The sequence below is a fragment of the Sinomicrobium pectinilyticum genome (assembly GCF_003725735.1).
GTDB lineage: Bacteria > Bacteroidota > Bacteroidia > Flavobacteriales > Flavobacteriaceae > Sinomicrobium > Sinomicrobium pectinilyticum.
Genome location: NZ_RJTM01000047.1, coordinates 15,866 through 31,479, shown reverse-complemented (window position 1 = coordinate 31,479; position 15,614 = coordinate 15,866). Strand labels below are relative to the sequence as shown.

Genomic DNA, 15,614 nt, shown 5'->3' with positions numbered 1-15,614 from the left:
ATGTAAGATTTTGGGTCACCCGCTTTATAAAAACATCTAGTTTTTAATCACGGGTATGGTTATAGATTTATTATCGGGACTGTAAATTTTGAGGTAATATGCTCCTCGCGGCAGGGAGGACCCTTCTATGGTTATTTCATTCCTGCCTTTACGAAGGTCTCCCTCACTGACATTCCGGATAAGCCTTCCGGAATTATTGTACATCAATATTTTTGTATTACCGCTTTTTTTGAGATTTACTTCCAGCGTAGCGGTTCCGTAAAACGGATTCGGGTACAGTACGGCCGGTGACACCTCTTTACCGGAAGCTATAGAAGCACTGTTACACGGCCCCAGGTATTCCCAGACATCCCATTCTGCCGAATGTGTTTCCGGGTTTTCGTTCTGCGTCCACCATTTTGCCCTGTATAATCCACCGTTATGAGAAACCTGGTCATCAGCAACATATATACTATTGGCCCCCCAGGCAGGAGCGGAACAACCGGAAACGGAACCTGCCGTAAGCGTTAGTTGTGCGCTTGCTGTGTTTCCTTCATTGTCCGTAACAGTGGCGGTTATGGTATACGTTCCGTCCGAAGGTGGAGTCCAGGAGGCAGCATAGGAACCTTGCGTTCCGGAAGCGGTAAGGGTTTGTCCGTTCACTTCAAATACAACAGAGGTAATGCTGCCGTCATCATTGGCGTTTACCGAAAGCGTTACCGGCTCCCCTGTGGTTACGGTACTGCCGTTGGCTGGTGATGTGAAAAATATACTCGGATTTCCTCCGTTACCCTGGCAATCATCAGGAGCTTCATCGTGAATGGCATTGAGCAGGGAAATAGCAATATTATCGTTCGTGTCCTGCGAAAGCTCCCATATCATAATCCCGGAAGCACGGTCTGCTGCCAATTGTGTTTTCTGCCGTATTGTGGCCAGCCCGTTGTAGTAATCACCATTATAAGTATCGCTGTTCGGATCGGCTCCGCTGGCTACGAGATTACGGTACGAACTCCAGGATGGCCGGGCGTAGAAAGGCACACCGAGGACGGCTTTGGATGCCGGAAGTCCACGCCCCAGCCAATAATCGAGCGTCTGTACGGCATAGCTGTAGGGCGAATGCGTAGATCCGCTTCCTCCGTCATAAGCCATAAGGTTAAGGAAATCAATATGAGGGAATACGCTGTCCAGGATACCGTCGGCATAATAGCCCACTGCGGCAACTGCTGCTGTGAGGAGTTTGCCGTTGCTATGCATCACTTCTGCAAGTTTTTGCATCATGGCAGCATAGTTCTGTGGCTGGTTACCTTCACGGGGATATTCCCAGTCTATATCCACCCCGTCCAGGTTGTACTGGTTGACAAGGCCGAGCAGGTTATCGGCAAAGTTCTGACGGGATGCGGCATTGGCGGAGAGTGTTTCAAACCCGGGATTGTTGAGGTCGGTCCATCCGCCTACGGCGATCATTACCTTAACACCGCTGGTATGAGCGCTGGAAACTATTTGTTGCAGTTTTGCCGGGTTTTCGATGGCCGTAAGGCTACCGTCTCCCGATGCCTGCGGATTGATAAAAGCATATATAATATGTGTCAGCTTGTCATATTGTATTTCGGCAGCAGTCCCAGCCCAGGACGGCATATACCCTACAATACGAAAATCATCAGGACAGGCGGAGTCTGTACTTGCGGTTATGGATATACTTTCCGAAGACACGGTAGTTCCTGCATCGCTTGTGGCAACTACTTTGATATTGTGACTGCCTTCCGGAATATTATTCCAGGTAAAACTATAAGGGGCTTCGGTATCTTCCCCCAGTTTTTCTTCCCCGTTAAAGAACTCTACCTTGGTTATGGTACCTCCCGATGCGGTGGCTTCAATGGTTATATTTTCACCGGCCCCGAAAGCCGTTCCGCTTTCCGGGGAGGTGATACGTACCGTGGGGAGTGTACTGCCTTCCCCGGCGAATGCTTCGTTTACCGTATTGATAAGGGGAGAGGACATAGAGGGCCAGCGTTTCAGTTTGGTACCGAAACTTTCCGGACTTCCGCTGAATTCGAGATCACCGTATACGGTCCATACGATGGCTCCGGCAAGGTCATTATCCACAATAAACTGCGATTTATGGGTTATGGATTCTTCATCATCATAACTCAGAAAATAATTATCCTTGGTCAGGTAGGGAACTTTGGCCTGGTCGTCCCAGTGCCTGGTCCATCCCCCGGCATTCATGGCCTGCTGAATGAAGAAATAATTGGGAGTCCCATCGTAAACATCCCTGGGCCAGTTGACAAAATCCGCGCAGGTAACGATAGCGCCGTCCGGTTGAACGGTTTCGTTTCGTTTTTGAGTAGCGGTATTGAGCCCGGCAGGACCGTCCGTAATCACCCCGCGTCCATAAAAAGGCATTCCGAAGTTGATCTTGTTTTTCGGAACCCCGAGCGAAGTAAGTGCATTTAAGGTAGACTGCCAGTTAAAATCCGGGGCCTCGGCACCGTCATAAGGATATAAAGGAGAATTATGCCCTGCAATGTCCGACCACCCGCCATTGAAATCATAGGTCATAAAGTTAAAATAATCCATGGTCGCTGAAAGGGAGGACCAATTGAACCCCTGGACTTTCACCGGGTCGGCAGAGAATGCGGCGGTGATAAGTTTATCCGGGCCAATGGCGGCACGCAATTCCTGTACGAGGATCAGGAAATTGGTAAAATCGGCCTGGCTTCCTGTAAAGTTCATCCCGGCGTATGGCCCCGGGTATTCCCAGTCCAGGTCGATACCGTCAAAACCTGTATTGATAAGCCTTTGGCAATCGGCGATAAAGGTCGCTCTTTTCTGCGGATCGGCCGCCATTTCGGGAAAGTGCTTGCACATGCTCCATCCTCCTATAGATGCCATTACCTTTACGTTGTTCTGATGGGCAAGTTCCAGTACTCCCGGGGCTCCGTCCTCTTTCCGGAGGGGCAGCGGCAGCGTACCGCTGAGCCCCCAGCCCGGATGTTCCCAGGTATTGCCGTTTACTTCGACCACAAAACCCTGGGCTTCCGCACGGGTCTTGATATCTTCACTGATATAATGCACCGCTTCGATCTCACCGAAAAGCAATAGCATATCCCAGCTGTCATAAATACTGGTAAAAAAAATGTCGGCCGGCTGTTGTACCTGGCCTTCCTGGTGAATGTTCTTGTTTCTCAGGTCCCCGCTATGAAGCGATCCGTCTACCGAAACACCGAAAAAGGAATAATTGAGAATGGTATACTTTGAATAATCGATATTAAGGTGCGTGAGCGAACCGGCAGACGGTACACCCGCAGCCGAGCTTTTCCAGGCATCCCAGTTGGTGATATAACCGATTATTTCTTTCTGATGGTCCGCCGTGGAGGCATTTCCGCCCGTATTTACCTGGGCATATGGGACGTTACCGAATGTCAAAAATAAGATAAGGGGTGTGATCCACTTCCGGAGAAGGATCTTAAGTAGGTGTGAATTCATGATAAAGGGTATTTGTGTTTCTATAAATTAAATTTTAATAATAATTCTTACTTTTTTAACCATTAAAAAGGTACAATAAAAACAGGCATGTTTCCAATTTTTTTAGCTTAACTGCAGCAATTTGTAGCTGAACAGGGCTGATTTAAGTACCAAGCATTTTCCGGTGATGATCTGTGTAAGTGTCTGAAAATAAAGTGTGTTCGATCCCCGTTTTTAAGCTGAATGAAAAACCGTATGGCTTTGGGAGACCCGGAGAAATGAAGATGAGCAAGGTATTAACAGGACAGAACAGGATACATTTTGCACTGGAGCATCATACTTTTGAAAGTCAGGTTTTTGATAGCAGGTTTGTACATTTTCAGGTATTCTCCCTGTACATTTTAACCCGGCCCTGTCACGCTACGGATATCGCTTTTCGGTATATATGACCAAATATATTAATTCATAATAATCAAAAAGAGAATATGATGTTACATAAACTGCATTTGATCGTTGGTCTGCTCTTTGCCACACTAGTCTTTTCGCAGGAAAAGACTATTACCGGTAAGGCAGTTGATGAAGGAGGGATAGTTATGCCCGGGGTGAATGTCCTTATTAAGGGCACCGGCAGGGGAACCCAAACCGATTTTGACGGAAATTACAGCATCCTGGCTTCCGAAGGAGAGCGCCTCATTTTTTCTTATATCGGAATGCAATCGATTGAAAAAATTGTAGGCACAGAGAATGAGATTAACGTAACCCTTGTGGAGAGTGCGGAAAATCTGGATGAAGTGGTGGTTATAGGATACGGTACGCAAAGTAAGCGGAACGTAACAGGGTCGGTAACCTCGGTAGAGGTAGAGCAGATGGAATCCCAGCCCAACACCAATGTGGCTCAGGCCATGAGGGGGAGGGTTGCGGGTGTACAGTTCAATGATAACGGCAGGCCGGGACAGAGCGGAAATCTTCTTATCCGGGGACAGTCGTCACTTACCGCCAGTAATGATCCCCTTATCATTCTGGATGGTGCATTTTTTTATGGTGAACTTTCCGATATAAACCCGGCCGATGTAGCATCTATGGAGGTGCTTAAAGACGCCAGTGCCACCGCTATTTACGGGGCTAGGGCTGCTAACGGGGTTATCCTCATTACTTCCAAGGGGGGTACATCCGAAAAACCGCTGATCCGCTTTAATACCTATGCAGGGTTTTCGGAGTATGCCAATACCGTTTCTCTCTACGATGCAGAAGGTTACCTGCAACGCCGGAGAGATTATAACATTCAGAATGCAAGACCGGGGGAAACTCCCATTCTGGACGTGGAAAATATACTCGATTCACAAACCGAATTATTGCAATACCGGGAAGGCAAAACCGTTGATCCCTGGAAATACGTGAAGCAGGGAGCCCTGCAAAGCTCATATAATCTCAGTGTTTCCGGGCGAACGGAAAAGACCAGCTATTTTATTTCCGGCGGATATGTGGACGAAAAGGGACTGATCCACGGGGATAAGGCAAGCAGGTTGTCCTTACGTATGAATATAGAGAACAAGATTACGCCCTGGCTCACCGTCGGTGTAAACAGTATGTACTCGCAGCGCAACCTTTCCGGGATCAATGCGGATATCGAAGGGGTGTACTGGCTGTCGCCCTATTCCAGGGTAGAGGATGAAAACGGTGAAATTCTGCCTTACCCTACCAATGATCAGTTGTTGCTCAACCCGCTCTTCAACGCTACACAGCGCAGGAATGAAGAAATTTACAACAATCTTATGGCCAGTGCCTTTCTGAAGATTGATTTCCCGTTTTTAGAAGGTCTTTCCTATAGGTTTAACTATAACCCCAATATACAATGGGGGCATGATTACACCTTTATACCTATCTATCAGCAGAATGGTATAAACAACCTGGGAGCGGCAAACAAGACCAATGAGAACCGCTTTAACTGGCAGATGGAACATATAGTGAAGTTCGAAAAAAGAATAGACGATCACAATTTCGACCTTACGCTTCTTTACGGGGCCAATAGTCTTTATATGGAAAGCACTACGGCGGAGGGGAGAAATTTTTTTACCGATGTCAACGGATGGGATAACCTGGAGATCGCAGACGTACAGCGCAACTATTCTTCGGGGGAGGACCGTACAGGAGTTTCGGCAATGGCCCGGCTCAATTACCAGTTTAAAAGCCGCTACCTGTTTACCTTTACAATGAGGAGAGACGGTTCTTCCGTTTTCGGAATAAATAACAAGTACGGCAATTTTCCTTCTGCCGCATTGGGGTGGATTGTAAGTGAAGAACCTTTTATGGATGCCGTGAGAGAAAAGATCAATCTCCTGAAATTGCGTCTGTCTTACGGAAAGATCGGTAACCAGGCCGTTTCCCCGTATTCTTCGCTGGACAAGTCCATGTTTGATCAATATGTGTTCGGCGATGGGAGCGACACCCATACGGGATCGTTCCCCGTTTCGGAAAACATGCCCAACCCCAATCTGAAATGGGAAACCTCTGTTTCTTTTAATGCCGCATTGGATTTCGGGCTCTTTAATAACCGTATCAATGGTACGCTGGAATATTACAATACCAAAACCACCGATCTGCTTACCGGGCGCAGTATTCCCACGACAAACGGTTTTTCCAATGTGCTGTCTAACGTCGGAGAGATCAGCAACAAGGGTTTTGAAGCGACACTTAATACAACCAACATCGATAAAAATGATTTCGGCTGGACATCATCGGTGGTTTTCTCTACTAACAAAAACGAGATCGTACATCTGTACGGGAGTGATACCGACGGTGACGGGACAGAAGACGATGACCTGAATAACGGTTGGTTCATCGGGCACCCCATCAGCGTTAATTTTGATTATGTTTTCGACGGTATTTATCAGGAGGGTGATGACCTTCCGGACGGGTACCGGCCTGGCTGGGTAAGGGTGAAGGATATCAACGGTGACGGACAGATAACTCCCGAGGACCGTACGATAGTCGGACAGAGACAGCCCAAGTATCGGATCGGATTTGGAAATGATTTCCGTTACAAAGGCATATCCCTCTCTTTCTTCCTTAATGCAGCTGCCGGATGGGAAGCCCCGATGCCTTTGCTGGACCCCAGCCCGTATTCCGGAGCAAATTATGCCGGAAGGTCCGTAAATATGATCGATGCCGGGTACTGGACCCCTGAAAACCGTTCTGCTTCGCGGCCGTCACTAAACTGGACGAATCCGCTGGGAATGTCTTTCTATCAGAGCAGGGATTTCGTGAGGCTACAGGATGTTACCCTCGCCTATAATTTTTCGGATGACCTGGTTAAAAAGCTGGGACTAAATGCACTTAAAGTGTATGTGAGCGGACGGAACCTCTATACCTGGACCGACTGGATAGGCCCCGACCCGGAAAGCGGTTATTCGACAATCAGAGATCTTTATCCTTCGGCGCGAACCATCGTAGGAGGGCTTGATATCAGTTTCTAATCCATAAAAAACAAGTGATGAAAACTAATCATATAAAATATACTGTATATCTGGTAATGATAGGAGTGGCATCCGTATTGTGTTCCTGCCAGAAAGATTTTTTAAAAGAAGAGCCCATAGGAATACCCAATTCCGGAAACCTGCTGGTAGATAAAGAAGGTTTTGAGAGTGCGGTTACCGGTTTGCATATCGCAGCAAGAGAACTGTTCTTTTATCCCGATGGTTCCCGTATGAACTCTTTCTGGCTGGGGACCGACGTGGCCTGTACGGGGGATCGCGGATTAGCCGATTTTGAGAATTACCAGACCTGGCTTACCCCGGCGCAATGGAGTGTGGAATTTTACTGGAACTGGGCTTACCTGGACCTTATTCCCAGGGCAAATAATATACTGGCCTATATAGACAATCCCGATATTTTCTGGGAAAGTGAAGAGGAAAAGAACGCCATAATTGCCGAAGCGAGATTTTTCAGGGGATATGCCTATAATATGCTTGCCAATCTTTATGGCGGAGTACCCATCGTAGACCGGATATCCGACAGTCCCAGAACAGATTTTGTACGTAGCACCCGCAGGGAAGTATATGAATTTGTCCGGGAAGACCTGGAGTACGCAAGTCAGTGGTTGCCTGCAGAAGCCCCGGAAGATGGCAGGATAGAGCGGGGAGCGGCCAACCATCTGCTGACGGAAGTATATATCAGCCTGGAAGATTATGAGGCGGCTGTGGCCAGTGCTACGGCGGTCATAGGTTCTCCGCGTTATCGGTTGATGACAGAGCGGTTCGGTAATTATACGGACAGGCCCGGAGATGTTTTTGCAGATTTGTTCAAGGATGAGAACCAGAACCGTTCTACTACGGTAAACACCGAGACTATCTGGGCGCTGCAATTTGAATTCCAGACCGCAGGAGGTACCGCAGGAGGACAAAAGTGGTATGCCAACGGATGGTTGAGAGCATGGGGACCAAAATGGTGGGATATAAGAGATCCTGACGGAAATACAGGTATGGAACTTACTACGGACAGTCTCGGCCGTGGAGTGGCATGGGTGAGGCCCACATCCTATTTCTATAACGATATCTGGAAAGAAGACCCTTCGGACATGAGGAATTCCGGATACAACATCAAACGGAAATACTATTACAACAATCCCGATTCCCCATATTTCGGGCAGGAAGTAGACCCAATGGCCATTCAGGCAGATACTATGGTGAATTATTATCCCATGATCATGAAGATAGAGCCTCAGTTATTTCCCGAAGGAGAATCTTTCGGAAGGGCTTTTAAAGACACCTATGTCATGCGCCTTGCCGAGACATACCTGTTAAGAGCGGAAGCATACTGGCGTATGGGAAATTCCGAAATGGCGGCTGCAGATATAAATGAACTCAGGAACCGGGCACATGCTACGGAAGTAGAACCCGCAGAGGTAGATCTGGATTACATCCTGGACGAAAGAGCCAGGGAACTTATTATTGAAGAACCCCGAAGACTTACGCTGAACAGGGTAGGCAAACTTGCCGAAAGAGTGAGGCGGTATAATCCGGAGAGCGGAAGCTCCGTTCAGGATTATCACAATCTTTTTCCCATTCCGCTTTCTGCCATCGATGCAAATATCGATGCCCGGCTCGAACAGAATCCGGGATATTAGTACTGTTAAGAGGTGCTGGCAAAACTGCAAGGAAGTACAGGATGGTTGAAACCCCGGGAAGCCCTAAATTTGGACAGAACATATAGAATCTGATAGTGTAATGAGACCTTTCTTATTAGTAATAAGCATAGTATATACTTTATTTTCAGTAGATTGTTGCTGGTCTTCGGAAATATGGGTATCCAATAATGGAAATGACCGGAATCCCGGGACGGAAGAAAAGCCGCTGGCATCGATTGACATGGCATTGCGGAAAGCGCGGGAATTACGCAGGTTGAACGATCCTTCCATCAGGGGAGGTATAGATATTATAGTGAAGGACGGGCTTTACAGGCCGGATGCTCCTGTGCTCATAAGACCGGAAGATTCCGGCACAGCGGAAAGCCCTACCGTAATACGTGCGGCTGACGGAGCCCGTCCGGTAATATCCGGTGGACGTAATATTGGTAACTGGAAGAAATTGCAACAACCGTTAGCGGGCCTTCCCGGAAGAGCCGAAGGCAAGGTATGGGTAGCCGAAATCCCTTTTATGAGAGGAGGATGGCTTCAGTTCCGCCAGCTTTGGGTAAACGGCAAAAAAGCTGTTCTGGCCAATACACTGAACGATGGTAAACTAAAACGGATCCTTTCCGTGGACAATGAGGAGGAAGCCCTGTGGATCCCTACCCCCGGTATTACGTTTGGCGATGGATCCCACCCGGAATTTGTAATTCATCAGTGGTGGGCCATAGCCAATCTCAGGGCCAGGAACATACAGGTAAACGGCAATAAGACCAAACTCACTTTTGAACAGCCCGAGAGCAAAATAGAATTTGAACACCCGTGGCCCGCACCATTTATAGACGAAAAAAAGGAATATAACGGTAATTCCGCATTTTTCTTCAGCAATGCCATAGAGTTGCTCAACAGTCCGGGAGAGTGGTTTGCCGACTACAAAACCGGAAAAGTATACTACTGGCCGAGAGAAGGTGAAGACATGCAAAAGGCCGAAGTTATTGCTCCGTTTTTGCAATCGATTACGAAAATTGTCGGCTCGGCAGATTGCCCGGTGTCCCATATCGGTTTTAAAGGGATCACCTTTGCACATACCACCTGGTTACGACCTTCCGAAAAAGGGCATGTACCGTTGCAGGCCGGATTTTATATTCTCGATGCCTATAAACTGGAAACCCCGGGAACCCCCGATAAGGCCGCGCTTGAAAACCAGGCCTGGGTCGGCCGTCAGCCTGCAGCTCTGGAAGTAAGGTATGCCGGTAATATTTTCGTGGAACGCTGCCGCTTTACACATATGGCGGCAACAGCTGTCGATTTTATTGCTGGCGTCAACCAAAGCCGGGTGGAAGGTAATGTTCTCTCCGATATCGGGGGAACAGGAATACAGGCCGGATTTTTCGGAAGTGAGGATTTCGAGGCACATTTGCCCTATGATCCTTCCGATCGCCGTGAGCTGGTCCGCCATATAAAAATAACCAATAACCTGGTATCCGACGCTACCAATGAAGATTGGGGCTGTGTGGGAATAAGTGTGGGATATGCACAGAACATAACCATAGCGCACAATGAAGTAAGAGATGTCAACTATTCGGGGATATGTGTCGGGTGGGGATGGACGAAAACCGTCAACGCTTCCCGCAATAACCTGGTGCACGCCAACAGGATACACCGTTTTGCCAGGCAAATGTACGATGTGGGGGGAGTATATACCTTGTCCGCCCAGCCCAATACGGAGATCAGCGGGAATGCTATTTACGATTTAATGAAAGCTCCCTATGCCCATATTCCGGAACACTACCAGTATATATATCTTGACGAAGGGTCATCCTATATCAGTATTAAGGACAACTGGACGGAAAAAGACAAGTTCTTTTCCAATACCCCCGGCCCCGGAAATGAATGGGAGAACAACGGCCCGGATGTATCTGAAGAAATAAGAAAAAATGCCGGTATTGAGCCGGAATACAAGGATATTTTAAAAGAATAGGCGCTGGAAAAAATATAAACATGCCTTAAAAATAATTCTCTTCGCTATAAAGGGAAATCCCCGGAAGGAAAAACAAAACCAATCGTGTAAACACAATGACAAACAATAAAAAATTACGGCTGGGAATACTGGGCCTGGGCGAAGGCAGGAGCACCATGCACGCCGCCCTGACGAGTACGGAAATAGAACTCATCCAGATCTGTGACCTGAATGAGGATCTATGTCGTAAAAGAGGTGAAGAAATGGGGTTTGGTAACTATACGACCAGGTATGAGGATATGCTTGACAATCCCGACATAGAAGCCATAGCCATCTATACGCCGGACCATTTGCACGCTTCACATATCACGGCTGCCTTACGGGCCGGTAAACATGTGGTCTGTACGAAACCCCTGCTCGACGATCTGAAAGATGCGGCCGGATTGCTGAAACTTCAGGAGGAAAAGGGCCTGAAACTGTTTGTAGGGCAAAGCAGCCGTTTTTTTGAGCCCATGAAACGACAGCGGAAAGATTATGAGGCCGGGCTCATAGGTGAACTCATTACCGTAGAAGCGTACTATCATGCCGATCACCGCTGGTTTCTGGCCAAACCCTGGTCGCTCGAACCTTCGTTCCAATGGTTGTACGGGGGATTGAGCCATCCTGTGGACTTTATCCGGTGGTACCTGCCCGATGTGGAGGAAGTAATGGGCTATGGTATGCTGAGTGCCAATGGTAAAAAGGGAGGGCTGAAAAACCCGGATACCATGCATTTTGTTTTCCGGGCCTCGGATGGAAGGGTAGCCCGGGTATCAGGGGCATATACCGGCCCGGTGCAACCTGTAAAAAGAGATAGCGAAATGAGCTGTATCCTCCGTGGTACCGAAGGTTGCAGTCAGGGCGATTATATGGATATCAGGTATGCCATTACCGATAATACCGGAGAAGAGCGCATCGTAACGTGGGAACATAAACTCAAGTATTATTTCCCTTTCGAGGGGAAAAGCCATCACGCCGGCGAATACCGCAATTACCTGGAATATTTTGCCGGATGTATACGAAATAACGAAACCGCATATCCCGATCTCAGGGAAGGTATTGGTACGGTGGCCCTGTTGAAAGCGATGGAAAGATCATTGACATCGGGAAAACCGGAGAAAGTAAAGGATGTACTGAAAGAATACGGATTGGGCCAGAGCCATTAACCAGCCGAAAAATGAATATATACGATAAGTTACAACCTGTCGATTTTATTGTAGTGGGGATTTACCTCGCTATAGTGATCGGTATGGGGGCCTGGGTAAGCTTCAGGAGCAAAAGTGCCGTAGGGGATAACCAGTTTCTGGCCGGGAATTCGCTACGGTGGCCCGGTATCGGTTTTACCATGTGGGGGACCAATGTAGGCCCTTCCATGCTAATAGCATCGGCGAGTATCGGGTTTACTACGGGGATCGTCGCCGGAAATTTCGCCTGGTATGCCTTTGTGTTCATATTTCTTCTTGCCGCAGTTTTTGCCCCGAAATACCTCGGTGCCGGAACTGCTACGTTACCTGGATATATGGGAAATAAGTTCGGGGCTTCCACCCGAAGTATACTGGCCTGGTACACCTTGATAACTATCCTTGTCAGCTGGTTGTCCCTGACCCTTTTTGCCGGGGGCATCCTTATCCGGCAGATACTGGGACTTCCCATGGTACTCTCGGTCATGGTACTTCTGGCCATAGCCGCATTCTTTACAATTGCGGGAGGGCTCAAAACCATTGCCTATACGAATGTTTTTCAGATGATACTGCTTATCGTGGTATCCCTGGCACTTACCCTTACCGGCCTGGACAGGGCCGGTGGGATCGGCACGCTGAAAGATGCCGTTCCTGCCGGGTACTGGAACCTTTTTCTGCCTTCGGACAATGCGGACTATCCCTGGCCCGCCATTCTACTCGGATATCCGGTGATGGGCGTGTGGTTCTGGTGTACCGATCAATCGATGGTTCAGTCCGTACTCGGGGCAAAAAGCCTGAGGCAGGGGCAGCTGGGAGCCAATTTCACCGGGTGGCTCAAAATACTCGATGTGCCTTTGTTTATCCTTCCCGGCATATTGTGCTATGTACTTTTTCCCAACCTCGATGACCCGGATAAAGCTTATATGACCATGGTTACCGAGCTCTTTCCTCCCGGAATGCAGGGACTCGTAATGGCCGTACTTATTGCCGCCTTGGTGAGTACCGTAGATTCGGCGCTTAACGCATTGAGTACCGTATTTACCATGGATATTTATGCAAAAAAATATAAACCCGGGGCCGGTTCGGGAGAAATAAGGAAAACCGGTCATATCGTTACAATAGCAGGTGCAGCTATAGCCGTTTTCATAACTTTGGCCATAGACAGTATAAAAGGACTGAACCTGTTCGACGTATTTCAGTCCGTACTCGGATTTATAGCCCCGCCGATGACTACCGTATTCCTTTTTGGCGTGTTGTGGAAGAAGGCGACCGCAAAAGCGGTGAATATCGTCCTGACGTTGGGAACGGCTCTCAGTATTGCAACCGGAGTTTGTTACCTCTGGATATTTCCGGCAGAAACACATGATTTCTGGCCGCACTTTTTGTTGTTGTCCTTTTACATTTTCCTGGCATTATCAGCTATGATGATTATTGTTTCCCTTGCGGATAACAACGATACCGGCACAACTTTACGTGAAGATCTGCCTGCTACGGCAATGTCCGGTACTGTCTGCTGGTTATGGGCAGCGCTGGCCGTAATCATGGCAGGGTTATACCTGCTCTTTAACGGCTGGTAACCGGGAAATCCCGAAGTTGTCCATTAAAAACTGATAAGGTAAATGTGAGGCACGGAATAAAAGAAAATATATACTGATAAAATGAAAAACAATAAAAAATATATCCGTTACAGCATACTGGCCCTTGTGGCCATGTTGTGTTTACTTGGAGGGCCCGCAGCCGCACAGCAAAAGAAGGCGGATGCCACCTGGATATGGTACCCCGGGGATTATGAAATATGGCTGAGTAATAAAATGCAGGCACGCCGTACGGAACGCGGTGCATTTTTTCCGCCTTTGTGGCGTTATTACAGCCCTTATGCACTGGTAACCTTCCAAAAGCACTTTACCCTTCCTGAGGATGATATTATCCGTATTTCAGCGGAAGGAGACTGCAAAATCCAGCTGGACGGAGCTATGTATTACGGAGACCCTTCAAGGATGACCGTTCCTGCCGGAAAGCATCATCTAACCGTAAAAGTGTATAACCAGGAGAGAACCCCGGCGCTTTTCGTACAGGGAAAACACCTGGCGAGTGACCCTTCCTGGGAAGTAACTTACGAGGATAAGGAATGGATAGACGAAACAGGCCGTGCTTCCGGGCAGTCCGGGACCGAATGGCAGCAGGCAGGAAGCTGGAATTTCAATTCCCCCGAAAACAACCCTTCCGCATTCAAACTGGAAACCACCCCGCAGTACGCGGTGTCCGTTAGTGAGGAAGAACACGGGGTGATTACCGACTTCGGAAAGGAAACTTTCGGTTTTATCCGCCTGCACGGATTAAAGGGAGAAGGAAAGATAAAACTGTACTACGGGGAATCGGAAGAGGAGGCCCGGTCGGTCGAGGCCTGTGAGACCCTGGATGAAATTACTGTGGATGACACCCTCCCGGAGACCTATACCCTCGATACCTCCAAGGCTTTTCGTTATGTACAGGTACGCACCGAAGGGACGGCAAGGGTAGACTCCATATCCATGCTTTATGAATACCTCCCTCTCGAATACCGGGGGAGTTTTAAAAGTTCGGACGACCTGCTGAATGAGATATGGGAAGTATCCGCCTATACCATGCATCTGACCACCAGGGAGTTCTTTATAGACGGCATAAAGCGCGACAGGTGGATATGGTCCGGCGATGCCTATCAGAGTTACCTGATGAACTATTACCTGTTTTTCGATAATCCTTCTGTAAAACGCACACTCTTTGCCCTGAGAGGAAAAGACCCGGTAAACAGCCACATCAATACCATTATGGATTATTCCTTTTACTGGTTCCTCGGGGTATATGATTATTACCTGTATTCCGGGGATAAGGATTTTATCCGGCAGATTTATCCCGGTATGGTATCGTTAATGGATTTCTGCCTTCAGAGACGAAACGAGAATAACATGGTGCAGGGCTTGCCCGGCGACTGGGTGTTTATCGACTGGGCGGACGGGCTGAGCAAGGAAGGTGAGGTCAGTTTCGAACAATTACTGCTGGCCCGCAGTCTGGAAGCCATGTCGCTTTGTGCCGGTATCGTGGAAGATAATGAGGCTGCCGAAACCTATAAAAAGGAGACCGAAGCATTAAAACAGGATATTTTCAGTGCATTCTGGTCCGAAGAAGAGCAGGCATTCCTGCACAACCGGGTAGCAGGTAAAACGATAGATAAAATAACCCGCTACACCAATATGTTTGCCATTTTCTTCGATTATCTGAACGGGCAGCAAAAACAGGGAGTAAAACAAAATGTATTACTGAACGACGAGGTACAGCAGATCACCACACCGTACATGCGCTTTTATGAACTCGAGGCCCTCTGTGCCATGGGCGAACAGGAATACGTGCTTGATGAAATACGGGATTACTGGGGGGGCATGCTCAATCTGGGAGCCACTTCTTTCTGGGAGAAATACGATCCCTCCGAAAAAGGGGCCGACCAGCTTGCCATGTATGGCAGGCCTTTCGGTAAGAGCCTGTGCCATGCCTGGGGTGCAAGCCCCATATATCTCTTCGGAAAATATTACCTGGGGGTAAAACCTGTCACACCGGGATATGAGACCTATTCGGTAGAACCGGATCTCGGCGGACTGAAATGGATGGAGGGCAAGGTGCCTACGCCAGAAGGGGAAATAGAAGTCTATTGCAGTACCGGGGAAATGCGTATCCGTGGTGCCGGTGGAACGGGAACATTAACATTCAGGAGTAAGATCCCGCCCGTTTGTCGTGAAGGAGAAATTAAGAATACCGCGGAAGATACCTATCAATTGCAGATAGCCCCGGGAGAAACATATAACATCAAATACAAATATAAAAACTGACCGTTAAC

General features: G+C 48.2%; 7 protein-coding genes. 6 read left to right on the top strand and 1 reads right to left on the bottom strand.

The window, feature by feature from the left end; translation table 11 throughout:
• Positions 1-36 precede the first annotated feature (36 nt).
• On the bottom strand, positions 37-3,465 hold the full coding sequence (locus ED312_RS07585; RefSeq protein ID WP_123215409.1) for a glycosyl hydrolase family 18 protein: 3,429 nt from the start codon (positions 3,463-3,465) through the stop codon (positions 37-39).
• 464 nt (positions 3,466-3,929) lie between these two features.
• On the opposite strand from ED312_RS07585, the gene ED312_RS07580 reads away from it, so the two are divergent.
• From ED312_RS07580 to ED312_RS07555, 6 genes are all read left to right on the top strand, one after another.
• Positions 3,930-6,917, top strand: a complete 2,988-nt coding sequence (locus ED312_RS07580; protein WP_123215408.1) for a SusC/RagA family TonB-linked outer membrane protein — start codon at positions 3,930-3,932, stop codon at positions 6,915-6,917.
• Positions 6,918-6,934: 17 nt separating this feature from the next.
• Complete coding sequence (locus ED312_RS07575) at positions 6,935-8,566, top strand: RagB/SusD family nutrient uptake outer membrane protein (protein ID WP_123215407.1); 1,632 nt, start codon at positions 6,935-6,937, stop codon at positions 8,564-8,566.
• 100 nt (positions 8,567-8,666) lie between these two features.
• Positions 8,667-10,547 (top strand): right-handed parallel beta-helix repeat-containing protein, encoded by a 1,881-nt coding sequence (locus ED312_RS07570; RefSeq protein WP_123215406.1) that lies wholly within the window; start codon positions 8,667-8,669, stop codon positions 10,545-10,547.
• A 95-nt stretch (positions 10,548-10,642) separates the two neighbouring features.
• Entirely contained in the window at positions 10,643-11,731 is a 1,089-nt protein-coding gene (locus ED312_RS07565) for a Gfo/Idh/MocA family protein (protein WP_123215405.1), read from the top strand.
• An 11-nt stretch (positions 11,732-11,742) separates the two neighbouring features.
• On the top strand, positions 11,743-13,323 hold the full coding sequence (locus ED312_RS07560; RefSeq protein WP_123215404.1) for a sodium:solute symporter family transporter: 1,581 nt from the start codon (positions 11,743-11,745) through the stop codon (positions 13,321-13,323).
• 81 nt (positions 13,324-13,404) lie between these two features.
• A complete protein-coding gene (locus ED312_RS07555; RefSeq protein WP_240643056.1) occupies positions 13,405-15,606 on the top strand; it encodes an alpha-L-rhamnosidase-related protein in 2,202 nt (733 codons plus the stop codon).
• Positions 15,607-15,614 lie beyond the last annotated feature (8 nt).